The organism is Neomicrococcus lactis (genome assembly GCF_014200305.1).
GTDB classification, from domain to species: Bacteria; Actinomycetota; Actinomycetes; order Actinomycetales; family Micrococcaceae; genus Neomicrococcus; species Neomicrococcus lactis.
This window is the reverse complement of record NZ_JACHBL010000001.1, coordinates 736,702-754,591: the sequence shown is the minus strand read 5'-3', so window position 1 is coordinate 754,591 and position 17,890 is coordinate 736,702. Positions and strand designations below refer to the sequence as shown.

General features: G+C 57.2%; 13 protein-coding genes and 2 tRNA genes. 6 read left to right on the top strand and 9 right to left on the bottom strand.

Annotated features, from left to right (window positions below):
* Nucleotide 1 precedes the first annotated feature (1 nt).
* On the bottom strand, nucleotides 2–3,301 hold the full coding sequence (gene ileS / locus BKA12_RS03465) for an isoleucine--tRNA ligase (RefSeq protein ID WP_183640664.1): 3,300 nt from the start codon (nucleotides 3,299–3,301) through the stop codon (nucleotides 2–4).
* A gap of 252 nt (nucleotides 3,302–3,553) precedes the next feature.
* Nucleotides 3,554–4,333, bottom strand: coding sequence for an SDR family oxidoreductase (locus tag BKA12_RS03460; RefSeq protein WP_183640662.1), 780 nt, complete (start codon nucleotides 4,331–4,333; stop codon nucleotides 3,554–3,556).
* A gap of 63 nt (nucleotides 4,334–4,396) precedes the next feature.
* Between BKA12_RS03460 and valS the strand changes: the two genes are divergently transcribed.
* Complete coding sequence (gene valS / locus BKA12_RS03455) at nucleotides 4,397–7,021, top strand: valine--tRNA ligase (protein WP_183640660.1); 2,625 nt, start codon at nucleotides 4,397–4,399, stop codon at nucleotides 7,019–7,021.
* Nucleotides 7,022–7,195: 174 nt separating this feature from the next.
* Here valS and BKA12_RS03450 read toward each other — a convergent pair whose 3' ends face one another.
* The 6 genes from BKA12_RS03450 to BKA12_RS03425 all read right to left on the bottom strand — a co-directional run bounded on the left by BKA12_RS03450 (nucleotide 7,196) and on the right by BKA12_RS03425 (nucleotide 12,509).
* Nucleotides 7,196–7,825 (bottom strand): mycothiol-dependent nitroreductase Rv2466c family protein, encoded by a 630-nt coding sequence (locus BKA12_RS03450; RefSeq protein ID WP_183640659.1) that lies wholly within the window; start codon nucleotides 7,823–7,825, stop codon nucleotides 7,196–7,198.
* A gap of 113 nt (nucleotides 7,826–7,938) precedes the next feature.
* Nucleotides 7,939–9,231, bottom strand: coding sequence for an ATP-dependent Clp protease ATP-binding subunit ClpX (gene clpX, locus BKA12_RS03445; protein WP_183640657.1), 1,293 nt, complete (start codon nucleotides 9,229–9,231; stop codon nucleotides 7,939–7,941).
* Between the two features lie 174 nt (nucleotides 9,232–9,405).
* The gene (locus BKA12_RS03440; protein WP_183640655.1) at nucleotides 9,406–10,077 is read right to left on the bottom strand and encodes an ATP-dependent Clp protease proteolytic subunit; all 672 of its coding nucleotides are present in this window, start codon (nucleotides 10,075–10,077) and stop codon (nucleotides 9,406–9,408) included.
* Nucleotides 10,078–10,106: 29 nt separating this feature from the next.
* Complete coding sequence (locus tag BKA12_RS03435; protein WP_183644499.1) at nucleotides 10,107–10,697, bottom strand: ATP-dependent Clp protease proteolytic subunit; 591 nt, start codon at nucleotides 10,695–10,697, stop codon at nucleotides 10,107–10,109.
* A 271-nt stretch (nucleotides 10,698–10,968) separates the two neighbouring features.
* Nucleotides 10,969–12,330, bottom strand: a complete 1,362-nt coding sequence (gene tig, locus BKA12_RS03430; protein ID WP_183640654.1) for a trigger factor — start codon at nucleotides 12,328–12,330, stop codon at nucleotides 10,969–10,971.
* A 104-nt stretch (nucleotides 12,331–12,434) separates the two neighbouring features.
* Nucleotides 12,435–12,509 (bottom strand) — tRNA-Pro (locus BKA12_RS03425).
* 142 nt (nucleotides 12,510–12,651) lie between these two features.
* On the opposite strand from BKA12_RS03425, the gene BKA12_RS03420 reads away from it, so the two are divergent.
* Nucleotides 12,652–12,725, top strand: a tRNA-Gly gene (locus BKA12_RS03420).
* A 101-nt stretch (nucleotides 12,726–12,826) separates the two neighbouring features.
* Here BKA12_RS03420 and BKA12_RS03415 read toward each other — a convergent pair.
* Nucleotides 12,827–13,300: a ribose-5-phosphate isomerase gene (locus BKA12_RS03415; RefSeq protein WP_183640652.1), complete on the bottom strand. Its 474-nt coding sequence runs from the start codon at nucleotides 13,298–13,300 to the stop codon at nucleotides 12,827–12,829.
* A 141-nt stretch (nucleotides 13,301–13,441) separates the two neighbouring features.
* On the opposite strand from BKA12_RS03415, the gene pepN reads away from it, so the two are divergent.
* From pepN to BKA12_RS03395, 4 genes are all read left to right on the top strand, one after another.
* Nucleotides 13,442–15,988 (top strand): aminopeptidase N, encoded by a 2,547-nt coding sequence (gene pepN, locus BKA12_RS03410; RefSeq protein ID WP_183640650.1) that lies wholly within the window; start codon nucleotides 13,442–13,444, stop codon nucleotides 15,986–15,988.
* A 171-nt stretch (nucleotides 15,989–16,159) separates the two neighbouring features.
* The gene (locus BKA12_RS03405) at nucleotides 16,160–16,633 is read left to right on the top strand and encodes an OsmC family protein (RefSeq protein WP_183640649.1); all 474 of its coding nucleotides are present in this window, start codon (nucleotides 16,160–16,162) and stop codon (nucleotides 16,631–16,633) included.
* Complete coding sequence (locus BKA12_RS03400; protein ID WP_183640647.1) at nucleotides 16,630–17,376, top strand: DNA alkylation repair protein; 747 nt, start codon at nucleotides 16,630–16,632, stop codon at nucleotides 17,374–17,376. Before BKA12_RS03405 ends, BKA12_RS03400 begins: the two co-directional genes overlap by 4 nt.
* A gap of 28 nt (nucleotides 17,377–17,404) precedes the next feature.
* Nucleotides 17,405–17,872 carry a globin gene (locus BKA12_RS03395; RefSeq protein WP_183644496.1) on the top strand — a complete coding sequence of 156 codons (468 nt, stop codon included), beginning with the start codon at nucleotides 17,405–17,407 and terminating at the stop codon, nucleotides 17,870–17,872.
* Nucleotides 17,873–17,890: the final 18 nt, after the last annotated feature.

Below are 17,890 nucleotides of genomic sequence, written 5' to 3'. Positions count from 1 at the left end.
CTTAGACTCCAGCTTCCGTGGCATTGACCTGTGCGTTCAGTTTCTGAACAGAAACCTCGGTCTTCTCCAAGGAATCCTCAACCACCAATTCGAGTTCCAGCGTGAGCGTTTCGCCCTTCACCAGGTCCTCGTTGGCGCGTACTGCACCGATCTCGTTGGCCGGTCCGGTGAGCGTGGTGCGGATGCGGTCGCTCACTGCGAGGTCAGCTTCCTTACGCGCGCTCTGGATGGCGCGAACCATGTCGCGAGCGGTGCCTTCAGCTTCCAGTTCAGGGGTCACGTCGGTGTCAAGGACCACGAAGCCACCTGCAGGAAGAACAGCCACAGCTCCAGGGCCTTCGGCAGCCACGGACTCGAGCGTGTACTCGGACTCCTGAAGCTCCAGGCCGCCAGCCGTCACGACACCAGCGTCAGAAACGCTCCAGTCGCCAGACTTGGCGCCCTTGATGGCACGCTGAACGTCCTTGCCCAAACGTGGGCCGGCCGCGCGAGCGTTGACGGTGAGCTGCTGAGAAAGACCGAAGTCTGCGGCACTCGTGGTGGCAGCGTCCACGAATGACACGGCGCGCACATTGAGCTCTTCGGCGATGATGTTCGCGAACGTGTCGCCGAAGCGTGCAGGTTCTGGAACGGCTGCCGTCAAAGACTGCAATGGCAAACGCACGCGCAGCTTGGAGGCCTTACGCAAGGACGAGCCCGTGGAGCAGATGGTGCGGGTGAGCTCCATGGTTTCCACCAAGGCCACGTCCTGCGGGAAGTCTTCGGCGTTCGGGTAATCCGTGAGGTGCACCGAGCGCTCGCCCGTGAGGCCACGCCACACTTCTTCCGTGACGAGTGGCAAGAACGGTGCAGCCACGCGGCACAAGGTTTCCAAGCACGTGTAGAGCACGTCAAAGGCCTGCTCGTCTTCGGCAAAGAAACGCTCGCGGGAACGGCGCACGTACCAGTTCGTCAGGGTTTCCATGTAGGAGCGGATGGCTTCGGTAGCGCTCGAAACCTCGTAGGCGTCCATGTTGGCCTTGACGTCTCGCACCAAGTTTCCGGTGGCGGAGAGCATGTAAGAGTCCAGCGGATCGCTCGAGGTGTAACGCAGCTTGGCTTCGTAGCCGGCGCCGTTGTTCGCAGCGTTCGTGTACAGGCTAAAGAAGTGCCACACGTTCCACAGCGGCAAGAGCACTTGGCGCACGCCTTCGCGGATGCCCTCTTCCGTGACAATCAAGTTGCCGCCACGAAGGATCGGTGAATTCATGAGGAACCAACGCATGGCGTCAGAGCCGTCGCGGTCCAAGACCTCGTTGACGTTCGGGTAGTTCTGGAGGGACTTGGACATCTTCTGTCCGTCGGATCCCAACACGATGCCGTGGCTGATGACGTTCTTGAACGCAGGACGCTTGAACAAAGAAGTAGCCAAGATGTGCAGCGTGTAGAACCAGCCACGCGTCTGTCCGATGTACTCCACGATGAAGTCAGCCGGGTTGTGGGTATCAAACCACTCGCGGTTTTCCATCGGGTAGTGCACCTGCGCGTATGGCATGGATCCGGAGTCAAACCAGACGTCCAAGACATCTTCCACGCGGCGCATCATGGACTGTCCCGTGGGATCGTCCGGGTTCGGGCGCACCAGATCGTCGATGAACGGACGGTGCAGGTCAACCCGACCCTCATGGTTCAACGGCAAACGGCCAAACGCCTCTTCGATCTCAGCCAAAGAGCCGTAGACCTCGGTGCGTGGGTATTCAGGGTTGTCAGATTCCCAGACAGGGATTGGCGAACCCCAGAAGCGGTTACGGGAGATGGACCAGTCGCGAGCGTTCTCGAGCCACTTGCCGAACTGGCCGTGCTTCACGTTGCCCGGGATCCAGTTGATCTCTTCATTCAGTTCGAGCATCTGCTCCTTGAACTTCGTGACGGAGACGTACCACGAGGAGATCGCGCGGTAGATGAGCGGCGTGCGGCAGCGCCAGCAGTGTGGGTAGGAGTGCTCGTAGGTTGCTTGACGAGCCAGCACACCCTTGTCCTTGAGGACACGGATGATGGTCTTGTTCGCCTCGAACACCTGCACGCCAGCAATCTCGGCGAGCTCGGTGGAGCCGGAGGGGCTTGGCTTGGCGAAGAGCGGAAGGAACTTCGCGCCTTCATCTACGGACAGCACCACAGGGATGCCGGCCGCTTCACAGATGGCTTGGTCATCTTCACCGTAGGCTGGAGCCTGGTGAACAATGCCGGTACCGTCCGTGGTGGTCACGTAGTCAGCCACGAGGATGCGCCAAGCGGTTCCCGTGCCGTAGGTCTCGTCGTCCGTGAAGTAATCGAACAGCGGCGTGTAGGCCACGTCTTCAAGGTCGGTGCCCTGGAATTCGCCAGTGACAGCGGCTGTTGCGGCAGCTGCGTCGTCGTACCCAAGATCCTTCGCGTGCGCACCCAGCAAATCCTTCGCAAGCAAGAATGCTTTCGGTGCGAAGTTTTCGCCAATGCCAGCGCCGTTGGGGCCAGCCGGAACGGTCACGTAGGTGACCTGAGGACCAACCGCGAGAGCCTGATTCGTAGGAAGGGTCCACGGCGTCGTGGTCCATGCGAGCGCGTAGGTTCCGCCTAGGCTCAGCGCATCAGCCTTCTCCCCCGCCAGCTCGAAAGCCACCGTAACGGTAGGGTCCTGGCGGTTCTTGTAGACGTCATCATCCATGCGCAATTCATGGTTTGACAGCGGCGTTTCGTCTTTCCAGCAGTATGGAAGAACGCGGAAACCCTTGTAGGTCAGGCCTTGATCGCTGAGGTTCTTGAACGCCCACAGCACGGATTCCATGTACTCAACGTTGAGGGTCTTGTAGTCGTTGTCGAAGTCCACCCAGCGCGCCTGGCGCGTGACATACTCGCGCCATTCGTCGGTGTACTTCAAGACGGACGCGCGGCAAGCGTCATTGAACTTGTCGATGCCCATGGCAAGGATTTCGTTCTTATCCGTCATACCCAGCTGCTTCATCGCTTCGAGCTCAGCAGGCAGACCGTGCGTGTCCCAACCAAAGCGGCGCTCAACGCGGCGGCCCTGCTGGGTCTGGTAGCGCGCTACGAGGTCCTTGACGTAGCCGGTCAGCAAGTGACCGTAGTGCGGAAGGCCGTTGGCGAAGGGAGGTCCGTCATAGAAGACGAACTCATTCTCACCGGCGGCGCGCTGATCAATGCTGGCTTGGAACGTTCCGTCCTTGTCCCAGTATGCGAGCGTGCGCTCTTCCATCGCTGGGAATCGTGGGGACGCGGGAGTTCCACGTTCGGGATCTGTAGTGGCCTTGGGGTAAAAGCTCATGATCGGTCCTGGCATCGGCGACCCGGTGGGGTCTTCGCTTCGATGCGGGGACGAGCTCCCTTCGCATTGGCGAAAGGGTCGCGGTACCACCCCGCTTGCGTCATGCGTACCCATATTTGAGTACGACGACGCCGCTTGATTTTCGCTATGTCGGGCGATCCCGTTCGGGTCTAATAAGAAACGCGAGCGCTTCCGTTCTTCCGAATGCTCACCGGTGATAGCCGGGTCAACGCAGTTCTCTTTATGATACCGCTACTTTTTGCGTATCACCTTATGCACCGCCGGTTGTGCTACAGGCCTCACGACGATCTCATCAAGGTTGACGTGATGAGGTGCGTTGACGGCGTAGGAAACAATGTCCGCGATGTCTTCGGCAAGCAACGGCTTCTCGACGCCTTGGTAGACCTTCTCCGCTGCTTCCTTGGAGCCCAAACGGACCAGCGAGAACTCTTCCGTGTAAACCATTCCGGGGAGAACTTCCATCACGCGGACGTTGTTCTCTGCTTCTTCGAGGCGGAGTGCTTGCGTCATTGCGCGTTCGGCAGCCTTAGCAGCGTTGTATCCGCCACCACCTTCATAGGAGACGAGCGCTGCCATGCTGGTCAGGTTCAGCACGGTTCCTTCGCCGTTAGCGCGAAGCATGGGCAAGAACGCGCGGGTGACCTTCATGGTGCCCAGCACGTTGCTGGCGTACATGTGCTCCCAGTCTTCGTCCTTTGCGTTGCCCACGGTGTCCACGCCGAGTGCTCCGCCGGCGATGTTGATGACGGTGTCTACGCCGCCCTGTTCCGTGACGATTGCGAGGAGGTTGTCTACGTCTTCTTGCTTGCTGACGTCGCCCACCACGGCGATGGCGCCAGTCTCTTCGGCAATTGTCTTGAGCTTGTCTTCGCGGCGTGCAAAAGCGAAGATCTTCCAGCCCTGTGCGGTCAGCTGACGAACGCTGGCGGCGCCGATTCCGGAGCTTGCTCCCGTGACAACTGCTGCACGGGTGGACGAAGTGTTTTCAAGATTTGACGTGGTCTCACTCATAAATCCACCCTAGCGCGCGAGCGGTTGCCAGTCTCGCCATGTGAACGTGGAAGAATAGAAGGCATGTCCTCCAATATTCCGGGCACAGACACGCCCACTTCCGTATCCGTTCCAGACAAACCAGCTCTTGAAGGGCTTGAGGAGTCCTTGACCGCCCGTTGGCGTTCAGAGGGCACTTACAAGTTCGATGAGAACACCACGCGCGAGCAGGTCTTCTCGATCGACACTCCCCCGCCAACGGCGTCTGGTTCTCTTCACGTAGGACACATCTTCTCCTACACCCAGACTGACGTTTTGGCGCGCTACCAGCGCATGACCGGTAAGAACGTCTTCTACCCCATGGGTTGGGATGACAACGGTTTGCCCACCGAGCGCCGCGTGCAGAACTTCTACGGTGTCCGTTGCGAGCCAACCAAGCCGTACGATCCTGACTACCAGCCACCAGCGCAGCCAGCCAAGAACCAGCGCGACTGGGATGTTATCTCCCGCCAGAACTTCATTGAGCTGTGTGAAAAGTTGTCTGCTGAAGACGAGAAGGTCTTCGAGCACTTGTTCACCACCCTCGGCTTGTCCGTGGACTGGGACATCACGTACCGCACCATTGACAACCACTCGCGTGCCACCTCGCAGCGCGCGTTCTTGCGTGACATCTCCGCAGGAAACGCCTACTTGTCCGAGGCCCCAACGCTGTGGGACGTCACGTTCCGCACCGCTGTGGCTCAGGCTGAGCTTGAGGACCGCGAAGTTGCTGGCGCTTACTACCGCTACCCCTTCACTGCTGAAGACGGCGAGCAGGTCTTCATCGAGACCACGCGCCCTGAGCTTTTGCCAGCGTGTGCAGCTCTCGTAGCTAACCCGGACGATGACCGCTACAAGCACCTCTTCGGCAAGACGGTGACGTCTCCGTTGTTCGAGGTTCCTGTTACGGTTCACCCGCATCCATTGGCTAAGGCTGATAAGGGCTCCGGTATTGCCATGGTGTGTACGTTCGGTGACTTGACCGACGTGACCTGGTGGCGTGAACTTCAGCTTCCAACGCGTGCCATCATTGGCCGCGATGGTCGCGTCAGCGGCGACGTTCCTGAGTGGATCACCACCGAGGCCGGCCGCGAAGCGTACGCGCAGGTGGCTGGTAAGACGGCGTTCTCCGCTAAGGAAGCCGTGGTTTCCATGCTGACCGAGCGTAAACTCCTTGACGGAGAGCCAAAGAAGATCATGCACGCCGTGAACTTCTACGAGAAGGGTGACAAGCCTCTTGAGGTTGTCACGTCTCGCCAGTGGTACATCCGCAACGGTGGCCTCTCCGAAGAGCGCCGTAACCAGATGATCCAGCGCGGTCGCGAGATCGAGTTCCACCCAAGCTTCATGCGTTCCCGTTACGAGAACTGGGTTGCTGGCTTGAACGGCGACTGGCTGGTATCCCGTCAGCGCTTCTTCGGTGTCCCGATTCCTGTCTGGTACGCCTTGGACGAGAACGGCGAGCCACGCTATGAGGCTCCGATTCTTCCAACCGAAGACATGCTTCCTGTTGACCCGATTGCTCAGACTGCTCCAGGCTTTGACGAGTCTCAGCGCGACCAGCCGAACGGCTTCATGGGCGATCCTGACGTGCTCGACACGTGGGCTACCTCTTCCTTGACCCCGCAGATCGTGGGCAAGTGGGGCGTTGACGAGGACTACTTCTCGAAGGTCTTCCCGTTCGACATGCGTCCACAGGGCCACGACATCATCCGTACGTGGTTGTTCTCCACCGCCGTTCGTGCAGATTCTTTGCACAACTGCGCACCGTGGAAGCACGCGGCACTCTCCGGCTGGATCCTTGACCCGGACCGCAAGAAGATGTCCAAGTCCAAGGGCAACGTGGTGGTCCCGAACGAGATTCTTGACGAGTTTGGTTCTGACGCCGTGCGCTACTGGGCAGCATCTGCCAAGCTCGGCGCGGATACCGCGTATGAAGTGGCTCAGATGAAGATTGGTCGTCGTCTGGCCATCAAGCTTCTCAACGCCTCTAAGTTCGCACTGAACCTCGGCGCCACCGAAGCCAACATTATTGTTGACGACGCCGCCGTAGTCACGAACGCTCTGGACCGCTCGCTCTTGGTGCGCCTCGCCGAGGTCATCGAGCAGAGCACCCGCGCGTTTGAGCAGTACGACTACGCTCGCGCCCTTGCGATCACCGAGTCCTTCTTCTGGTCCTTCACGGACGACTACGTGGAGCTCATCAAGGACCGTGCTTACGGTGCTCGTGGTGAAGAGGAGCAAGCCAGCGTGCTTGCCACCTTGGCCACGACGCTCGATGCACTCTTGCGTCTTTTGGCACCGTTCCAGCCATTCGCGACCGAAGAGGTCTGGGGCTGGTGGCGTGCAGGATCTGTACACCGTGCCGCTTGGCCAACCGCCGATTCGTTCGCGAACGCCGTTGCCGACGCCGACGCTCGTGTCTTGACCGATGTCGCGTTGGCCCTGGGTGGCCTGCGTAAGGCCAAGTCCGAGGCAAAGGTTAAGCAGCGCACCGAAGTTACCAGCGCCACCGTGAATGCTCCGGCCGAACAGGTCGAGCGTATTCGCAACGGCTTGGGCGATCTGCTTGCCGCCGGTAACGCGAAGGATCTGCACTTCGCCAACGTTGACGGAGAACTGACGATCTCCGACGTGGTCTTGGCTGAGGCTGAAGTTCCAGCCGAGTAGTCAGTCCGCGCACAGGCTGCAATAGAAAAGTCGCCCGCACGTTCCTCGAAAGAGGAGGTGCGGGCGACTTTTTGCTGTCGACCTCAATACCTTGAGCTCAGTGAACAGATCTCAGAGACTAGACCTCAGTGAATAGAGATCAGTAACTAAACCTCAGTCAATAATGATCAGTGACTAGAGCTCAGTCACTGGGGACTCGGTGCGGCTGCGCTTGATCTCGAAGAAGTGCGGGTACGAAGCCAGCGTCACCGAAGCATCGAAGAGCTCGCCAGCGAGTTCTCCCTTAGGAACGCGCGTGATGACGGGACCGAAGAATGCGGTGCCATTGAAGGCAACGATTGGCGTTCCAACGTCCTGTCCCACACGGCTGATACCCTCGGAGTGGCTGACGCGAAGGGCGTCGTCAACCTCGTCGGTGTGAGCGACGTCAGCGAGGTTGGCCGGAAGTCCGACGATCTCGAGTGCGCGGCGGACAACCTCGTCGCGGTCCTGAACCTTTTCCTGGTGAATCAGCGTGCCCATGGCCGTGTAGAGCTTGCCGATGACGTCATCGTCGTGCTCTTGAGCAGCCTTGATCAAAACGCGAACTGGTCCCCATGCGGTCTTCAAGTGTGCCTTGTAGTCCTCTGGCAATTCGTCGCGGCCCTCGTTCAATACGGCAAGGCTCATGACGTGCCAGTTCGTTTTGACCGAACGGACCTTTTCCACTTCAAGCATCCAACGCGAGGTGGCCCAGGCAAACGGGCAGGTTGGGTCAAACCAGAAATCAACAACGGAATGCTCTGTAGCTACGGTCTCAGTCACAAGTCTCTCCTCAGAGGTTGATCAAAAATAGTGCGCCGCGTTTAGCGACGTCATGCAAAGGGGCAAGATGAACGTTTGCTCATCCTGCCCCCGTTATGAGCAATAGCTCAAAATTATGCAGATTTATTCCGACGCTTGCGTGCCACTTCTTGTGAAATCAAGGTTGGCTCTGCGTGGTCAATCACGACGTTTCGGTCAATGATCACTTCTGCCACATCTGTGCGTCCCGGAAGGTCGAACATAATGCGGCCGAGCGTCTCTTCGAGAATTGCTCGCAGACCACGAGCACCCGTGCCACGGTCCATTGCCAAGTCAGCAATGGCGTCCAGCGCGTCCTCTGTGAACGTCAAGGTAGCGCCGTCCAGCATGAACATTTTCTGGTACTGCTTGATGAGCGCATTGCGAGGAGCCGTGAGGATCTGGATGAGAGCTTCCTTATCCAGGTTTTCTACGGTGGTGATGATCGGCAGACGGCCAATGAATTCTGGAATCAAACCAAACTTCAAGAGGTCCTCTGGACGAACGTCGCCGTAAGACGCGGTCTCGCTGGATAGGCTTGCGAGCGGAGCTCCGAAGCCAATCCCCTTGCGGCCAGCACGCGAACCAATGATGTCTTCGAGACCAGCGAAAGCGCCGGCAACGATGAACAACACGTTCGTGGTGTCTATCTGCAGGAATTCCTGGTGAGGATGCTTGCGTCCGCCCTGTGGTGGTACGGAGGCGACCGTTCCTTCCAGGATCTTGAGCAGTGCCTGCTGAACACCTTCGCCTGATACGTCACGGGTAATGGACGGGTTCTCCGACTTACGCGAGATCTTGTCAATCTCGTCAATGTAGATGATGCCCTGCTCGGCACGTTTGACGTCATAGTCAGCAGCCTGAATGAGCTTGAGCAGGATGTTCTCAACATCTTCGCCAACGTAGCCTGCTTCGGTAAGCGACGTTGCATCTGCCACCGCGAACGGCACGTTCAGACGTTTAGCCAAGGTCTGCGCCAAATACGTCTTACCGCAACCAGTTGGGCCAATCAGAAGAATGTTGGACTTGGAGACTTCCACTTCATCCAGTGGATGAGGCTCTTCTCCCAGTTGCATGGTCTTGGAGCTATTGAGCGTCTGGATACGCTTGTAGTGGTTGTACACAGCGACAGACAGAGCGCGCTTGGCGCCTTCCTGACCAATGACGTATTCCTGTAGGAAGTCGAAGATTTCCTTGGGGTAAGGGAGGGTCATCTCCCCCTGCTCGGTGACTTCACCGAGTTCTTCTTCAATGATCTCGTTGCACAGCTCAATACATTCTGTACAAATGTAGACACCTGGACCGGCGATCAACTTGCGAACAAGTTTTTGGCTCTTGCCACAGAAGGAACACTTGAGCAGTTCTGAGCTTTCACCCATTCGTGCCATATGTGGTTCAACCTCCAAAAAATGGTGCGGACTCGTCAAACGAGCGTGAGCCCGCGGAAACTATCTTCAACTGTAGATCAGGACACGGACACTTAGGTGAAAAAGATGGGGCGTGCCTGTAAAAGACACGCCCCTTCGCGTTCATTACTTACCCGTGGGCGAAATGCCGAGCGCTTACTTTGCGATTGCCTGTGGCTTGACCTTGCGAGGTGCCAACACTTCGTCGATCAGGCCGTAGTTCTTAGCGCCTTCGGCGGTCATGTAGAGATCGCGCTCGATGTCGTTGCCGACTTCCTCAGGTGCACGGTTGGTGTGCAACGCCAAGGTGTTCTCGAGCCATGAACGCATGCGCATAACTTCTTCAGCCTGAATCTGCAGATCCGTTGCGGTGCCGCGTTCGCCGCCACCCATTGCTGGCTGGTGGATCAAAACGCGAGCGTTTGGAAGCGCCAAGCGCTTGCCTGGTGCACCGGCTGCCAAGAGCACAGCAGCTGCAGATGCAGCCTGGCCCAAGCAAACAGTTTGAATCTCGGGACGCACGAACAACATGGTGTCGTAGATGGCCGTCATCGCGGTGAAAGAACCACCTGGGGAGTTGATGTACAGCGTGATGTCGCGCTCTGGGTCCATGGACTCGAGAACCAACAACTGCGCCATGACATCGTCTGCAGACGCGTCATCAACCTGGTTGCCCAAGAACACAATGCGATCCTCAAAGAGCTTCGCGTAAGGATCCTGGCGCTTAAAACCGTACGGGGTGCGCTCTTCGAACTGTGGAAGAACGTAACGAGCCGACGGCATGTTAGAGGCACCAGAGGTGCCAATGTTTGATGGATTGAAGTTCATTCCTGCTCCTAATAAACCGTGTGCCGCTGCTACTTCACTCCGCCGCCGCCAGAGACGGAGGTCGAGTGCGTTGCGATCTTGTCGAAGAAGCCGTATTCGAGACCCTCTTCAGCAGTGAACCACTTGTCGCGGTCATTGTCCTTGAGGATTCGCTCGAGTGGCTGGCCGGTCTGCTCTGCCGTCAGCTCAGACATGACCTTCTTCATGTGAAGGATCAGTTCAGCCTGAATACGGATGTCAGAAGCCGTACCGCCGATGCCACCAGAAGGCTGGTGCATCAAAATACGTGCGTTCGGGGTTGCGTAGCGCTTGCCCTTCGTACCCGAGGATAAAAGGAACTGTCCCATGGATGCAGCCAAGCCGGTTGCCACGGTGACCACGTCGTTCGGGATGAACTTCATGGTGTCGTAAATGGCCATACCGGCGGTGATGGAGCCGCCAGGCGAGTTGATGTAGAGGTAGATGTCCTTTACAGGATCCTCGGCCGAGAGCAGCAACAACTGCGAGCAAATGGCGTTTGCGTTTTCATCAGCGACCTCGGAGCCCAGCCAAATGATGCGCTCCTTGAGTAGCCGGTTGTAAATGTAATCCTCGCGCGCGGCCGGATCGACCGACGCCATCGAGGGACGGGATTCCGTAGACATATCCGAGTACCTCTTCCATCGTGTCCGCACACCACTCGTGACGGACGAATTGATTGACTTTGACATTACTCATATCCACGCCTGATGTGGGGTTTCCGCGCCTACTGTTCGCTGTTGGCGCATACCCCCGCTTCATGGTTCAGCTGTGGGTGATTTTGGGGAATAAAGAACGACGCCGCAGCTCGCTTTCGCGGGCCACGGCGTCGGACATTTCACTCTCGCGAGTGAGAAATTATGAGGCTAAGACTTATGCCTTTGCGTCTTCTTCAGTTTCCTCGGACACCTCAGCTGCGTCGTCGTTCTCTTCAGCAAGCTCACCGGCTGGGCGAACGAAAGTGGTCAAATCAACCTCGTTGCCCTCGGTGTCCTTGACGGCTGCAAGCTCAAGAACGTGAGCAAGTGCCTTACGGCGGCGAACTTCGCCAACCATCATGGAGACCTGACCCTGCTGGTCAAGCATCTGAGCGAACTGGTTCGGGTCGATGCCGTACTGCTGGGAAGCCTGAACGATGTATTCGATGAGCTCAGCCTGCTCGACACCGATTTCTTCCTTTTCAGCAATAGCGTCAAGGATGATCTCGTTGCGGAAAGCACGCTCGGTGTTTTCACGAACCTCAGCGCGGTGCTCTGGGGTGTCGTGATCGTTTTCCTGATCGTGCTGGTGGTCGCCGAAGTGAGAAGCAACCTGCTCTTCGATGACGGACTCAGGAACTGGAACCTCGATGATTTCCACGAGGCGGTCCATGACCTTGTCGCGAGCCTGGATGCCCTGCTCGGTCACCTTGGACTCGTCAGCAACGCGCTTGAGGTCAGCCATGAGCTCGTCCATCGTGTCGAACTCGGAAGCCAACTGGGCGAAGTCGTCGTTTGCCTCAGGAAGCTCGCGCTCCTTGACTGCGGTGACCTTAACCTTGACGGTTGCGTCCTTGCCGGCGTGCTCGCCACCCACCAAAGCAGTGGTGAAGGTTGCATCCTCGTCAGCGGAAAGGCCGATAACAGCCTCATCCAAGCCGTCGAGCATAGTGCCGGAGCCTACGAGGTAGGAAAGGCCCGTTGCGGAATCTACTTCTTCGTCCTCGACGGAAGCGCCAAGGTCGATGGTGATGTAGTCGCCATCGGCGGTTGGGCGATCAACGTTCTTCAACGTGCCAAAGCGGCCGCGAAGTTCGTCGAGCTGAGCCTGAACATCATCGTCAGAGGTCTTGGCTGCATCAACTTCGATGTCAAGACCCTTGTAGTCAGGAAGTTCAATGGTTGGGCGAACGTCAATCTCAACGTGGAACTTGAGCTGGCCTTCGTTCTTCTCTGGATCAGGAAGTTCGGAGATCTCAACTTCTGGGCGAGACAGTGGAACGAGTTCGTTCTCAAGCACTGCCTGCTGGTAGTAACCGTTCAGGCCTTCGTTGATGGCCGTCTCAATGACGTAGCCACGGCCAACGCGCTGGTCGATCAAACGAGAAGGAACCTTGCCCTTACGGAAACCAGGAACCTGGATCTGCGTGGCGATCGACTTGTACGCCTTGTCGATTTCCGGCTTGAGTTCTTCTAGTGGAACCTCAACCTCGAGCTTGACGCGGGTGGGGTTGAGTGTTTCAACGGCGCTCTTCACGGCGTAGTACTCCTGAGATTGGGATAGTTGATAACTACACGACCAAACATGAACACCGCCCGGACCACATCGTTTGAAGGGTCCGAGCGGTGTCTTGTTCAGAGTCGGGGTGACAGGATTCGAACCTGCGGCCTCACGCTCCCAAAGCGCGCGCTCTAGCCAAGCTGAGCTACACCCCGTTTCGGTGCTTGAATAGTCTACGCAGACATTGCCCAAAAAAAGAAATCGGGCATGTCTCGGCGCGTCGCCTGATCTCCGATTTGCTGGCGACGCTGAGCCCTGCTAATCTTTTCAAGTCCTTTCCGGAACTTATCCGGGAATGGGGACGTAGCTTAATGGTAAAGCCTCAGTCTTCCAAACTGATTACGCGGGTTCGATTCCCGTCGTCCCCTCCATATAAATAAAGAAAAAAGAGCGGCCATTTGGCCGCTCTTTTCGTTTATCCGTCTAGAACTTTTACTCAAGGCCTAGACGGATCTTTCATGAAGCTATCGCGTCACAAAACCACGTCGCCCGTGTTTTCGTACGTTGCGATCTTTCCAATTCGACGAACGTGACGCTCGTCATTTGAAAATGGTTCAGCAATAAAGGCATCAATAAGGGCAGTTGCTTCCTCTAGAGAATGCTGACGTCCACCCACAGCTACAACGTTTGCATCGTTGTGTTCACGCGCAAGCTTTGCCGTGTTCTGGTTCCAGACCAATGCAGCACGGATGCCCTTGACCTTATTTGCAGCAATCTGTTCGCCGTTTCCGGAGCCACCAAGGACAATTCCTAGTGCCTCAACGCCATTTGCCTGGTCTGCGGCCACCGCAAGAGCAGCGTTAATGCAGAAGCTTGGGTAGTCGTCGAGTGGGTCGTAGCTTTGCGGTCCGTGATCCGTGACTTCGTGGCCGGCTTCCGTCAAATGCTTAATGAGGTGGTGGCTTAGCTCGAGTCCAGCATGATCCGTGGCAATGTGGATACGCATAGTGATCCTTTTCGAATGGTTCTGATATTTCCCATCAGATTACCGTTTTGGATCCATTGTTCGTTTCGTACTGTTCAAAGTCGCGTGACGAGTGACACAATAAAAGTCTCAAAGATCTCTTTCATTTCGAAAGGTGCAAACGTGCCCGGACTAAATCTCACCCGCGAGGAAGCTCGCGAGCGTGCAGAACACATTTCTGTAGACAGCTACGAAGTCTCCCTTGACCTTACCCGTGGCGAGCGAATTTTTGGCTCGACCACCACCGTGCGCTTCTCCGCGCGAGCTGGAGCCTCTACTTTCATCGATGCTGTGACGGACAAAGTTCACCGCATTACAGTCAACGGCGCTGAGATTGATCCAGAGCAGAACTCTGATGGCGTCCGCATTCAGCTTCCAGAGCTTGCAGCAGAGAACGTCGTCACCATTGAGGCAGACGCCCTTTATACGAACACCGGCGAAGGCCTTCATCGTTTCGTGGACCCCGTAGACCAAGAGGTATACCTCTATACCCAGTTTGAGGTTCCAGATTCGCGCCGCATGTTTGCTGTGTTTGAGCAGCCGGACCTCAAGGCAACGTTCCAGTTCACCGTGACCGCTCCTGCTCACTGGGATCTCATCTCAAACCAGACCACTCCTGAGCCTGTTGCTGTTGATGACACCAAGAAGACCTGGACCTTCGCACCGACTCCACGTTTGGCTTCTTACGTCACTGCACTTATTGCCGGCCCGTACCAAAACATCCGCTCCGAGCTCACCAGCTCTGACGGACGAGTCATCCCACTCGGTGTCTTCGCGCGTAAGTCCCTCATGGAATTCGTGGACGCTGACAACATCTTCACGATCACCCGTCAGGGCTTTGAATTCTTCGAGAAGCAGTTCGGCACACCGTACCCATTTGAGAAGTATGACCAGCTCTTTGTCCCGGAGTTCAACGCCGGCGCTATGGAGAACGCTGGCGCTGTCACGTTCCTGGAAAGCTACGTCTTCCGTTCCAAGGTGCCGGATGCGCTTGTTGAGCGCCGCGCCATCACCATCCTTCACGAACTCGCTCACATGTGGTTCGGCGACTTGGTGACCATGAAGTGGTGGAACGATCTCTGGCTCAACGAGTCCTTCGCAGAGTTCATGTCCACGCTCGCGGCAGCAGAAGCCACCGAATTCACGCAGTCTTGGACCACCTTCTCCTCGCTCGAGAAGTCATGGGCTTACGCTCAGGACCAGCTGCCATCCACGCACCCGATCGTTGCTCCTATTAACGATCTTGAAGACGTGCAGGTGAACTTCGACGGCATTACCTACGCCAAGGGCGCTTCCGTCCTTCGCCAGCTCGTTGCCTGGGTTGGTCAGGAAGAGTTCATGGCCGGCGTTCGTTCCTACTTCGCAAAGCACGCATGGAAGAACACCGAGCTCAAGGATCTGCTTTCCGAGCTTGAGGTTTCCTCGGGCCGTGACCTTTCTAACTGGGGCGCACAGTGGCTCGAGACTGCTGGCGTCAACAAGTTAGAGCCAAGGATTGAAGAGGACGCCGAAGGAAAGATTTCCTCCTTCACCATTCGCCAGTCCGCACCGGAAAACCACAACACGCTACGCCCACACCGCTTGGCTGTTGGCACGTACGATCTGGATGCCTCCGGCAAGCTGACTCGTACGCACCGCGTGGAGTTGGACTTGGATGGCGAAGACACCACCGTGGTGGAGCTCGAAGGCATCGAACGTCCCGCACTTATTTTGGTGAACGACGACGACCTCGCGTACGCAAAGATTCGTCTCGACGAAAAGTCTCTTGCTTTCGCAGTTGATCACTTGAAGGACTTCGAATCCTCACTCCCCCGCACCATCATCTGGGGCGCCGCATGGGATGCCACGCGTGACGCTGAGACGCCAGCTCGCCAGTATGTAGAGCTTGTGCTCAACAACATCGGCAACGAGAGCGACTCGACCGTCATCATGGTGCTCTTGCGCCAGCTGGGAACCACGTTGGATTCCTACGTTGCGGACGACGCTCGCAAGGAACTTTCCGAACGCGCCGCTGACCGCTTGTGGGAACTGTCTCAGCAGGCTCAGCCAGGATCCGACGCTCAGCTTCAGTTCGTCAAGGCATTCGCGTTGCGCTCCCGCACGACATCGCAGCTCGACACTGTCGAAGCACTGTTGAACGGCACGCAAGAGCTCGACGGAATGTCCCTCGACGTTGACATGAAGTGGGCACTCTTGACCGCGCTTGTTGCTGGCGGCCGCAAGGGCCAGGCCGACATCGATGCGATGTTGGCCACGGATGACACCGCCAACGGTGACTTGTCCGCGCACACGGCTCGTGCTGCACTTCCAACTCTTGAAGCAAAGCGTGCCATGTTCGAGGAGATTCGCTCCGGCGAGAAGCTCTCCAACGCTCAGTCACGTGCTGCCATCATGGGCTTCAACCGAGCACACGACTCGCAGCTGCTGGCTGGCTTTGCCGAGGAATACTTCGGTTCCATCCGCAAGGTCTGGGAATCCAAGTCGTTTGATACGGCAGAGCAGATCGTCCTCGGCCTGTTCCCTGTCACGCAAGTTGCACAATCCACGCTTGCTAGCGCGGATGAGTTCTTGAAGAACCTCGGAGACGAGATCCCGGCATTGCGTCGCCTGGTGCTCGAGAGCCGCGATGGAATTGCTCGTGCGTTGACGGCTCGTGCCGCTGACCACTAAGTAGTACGGCTATCCAGATAACCGATCCTTCGGCAATCTGGACACAGCCCACATCGGTAACTAGTCAACATCTGAACTGCGCTGGAGTGGACGTCGCAACGACACCACTCCGGCGCAGTTCTTTTTTGGTCTCAGTCACCTGAGTAATAAGCGTGAAAGTAGGCTGAAGACATGTCCTTTAACGAGCATCATTTTGAACTCGACGTGCACTGGACCGGGAACCAGGGAACTGGCACCTCTGGTTACCGTGACTACTCGCGCTCCCACAACGTCCTAGCTGACGGTCCCGGCGAGATTCTGGGTAGTGCGGCTAGACCCTTCCGGGGAGATGCAGAACGCTGGAACCCAGAGCAGCTCATGCTTGCTGCCCTGGCACAGTGCCACATGCTGTCCTACCTTCACGTCGCCGTGATGAACAACGTGGTGGTCACCGCGTACGACGACCATGCAACCGCAACACTGAACGTGAATCCTGACGGCAGCGGTGAGCTCACCTCCGCGACGTTGCGACCACGAGTCTCCTTGGCCGATGAATCCCAGCGTGCCCTCGCCGATTCACTTCACGATCAAGCACGCGACGTATGTTTCATCGCCCGATCCGTGAATTTCCCCGTCCACCATGAGCCAGAATCGCCACCGGCATGAGAAGCAACAGGGCCACAGAACCTACAGCGCCGACAGCCCCATCCGACGAAGCCCTTGAGGACTTCTACAAGGCAATCACCGAGGCTCACCTAGCTCTTCAAGACCCAGAACGTGCTGCCAAGATGCAGGCTTACATGAAGTCTGACATTCCGCATTTCGGCGTCCCGAAACCGCAGAGCCGCAAGCTCACTATGCAGCTGGCGAAAGAGCACTTCGGCACCGATCCCCTGCAGCGCATTGCCGCCGCGGAATTCGTCTGGAACAAGGCCACTCATCGCGACCACCTCTATGCCGCCCAAGACACGCTGGATATCGCTTCCATTCGCGGGAACATCGAAGTCCTTCCGCTGCTTACCCACATGATCGACACAGGCCAGTGGTGGGAATTGGTGGACGCAGTTCAGGGCCATTTTTCCGAACTCTTGACCACCCACCAGTTAGCACTTACTAAACTCCTACGGGAGTGGGTGCACCACGAAAATAAGTGGCGTCGTCGTACTTCTATCATCGCCCAACTGAAGCTCAAGAAATCCACTGATACCGAGCTCCTCGCCTACGCCATCACCGAGAATGCGGCTGATAAGGATTTCTTTATCCGCAAAGCCGCAGGTTGGGCGCTGCGTGAATACGCCAAATCAAATGAGCCCTGGGTCAAGGATTTCCTGAAAACCCACCGTGACGAACTCTCGCCACTCACGATTCGGGAAGCAAGCAAGCACCTCCTAAACTCGAATCATGAATGATGTTCCACTGATCCCCCGCCGCGACGATATGGGCCAGAAGATTTCGCAATTGCGACCCACTGGTTCAGGCTCTGCGGGCGCTTCCAAAGAAGCTGAGGAGTACCGCCTCGAGGATTACGCCGGTACGTTCTATTACTCCGTGGGCGGCAAGGAAACGTTCAAGAAATTGACGGAGATCTTCTACCGCGAGGTGGAGAAGGATCCCGATTTCCGCGCCATGTATCCGGAGGAAGACCTGCGTCCCGCTCAAGTACGACTTCAATTGTTCTTGGAGCAATACTGGGGCGGACCCACCACGTACGGTGAGCACCGCGGTCACCCGCGCTTGCGCATGCGCCATCACCCGTTCCCGGTGAATTCCATAAACCGCGATAAGTGGCTTGCGTTCATGCGCACAGCCCTTGACGAGATGGCACTCCCCCAGCTTCAGGACGCGACGTTGTGGGATTACTTCGAGCGTGCCGCGCATTCGTTGCAGAACACGCCAGACAACTAAAAGCTGCGGAGGTTCTCA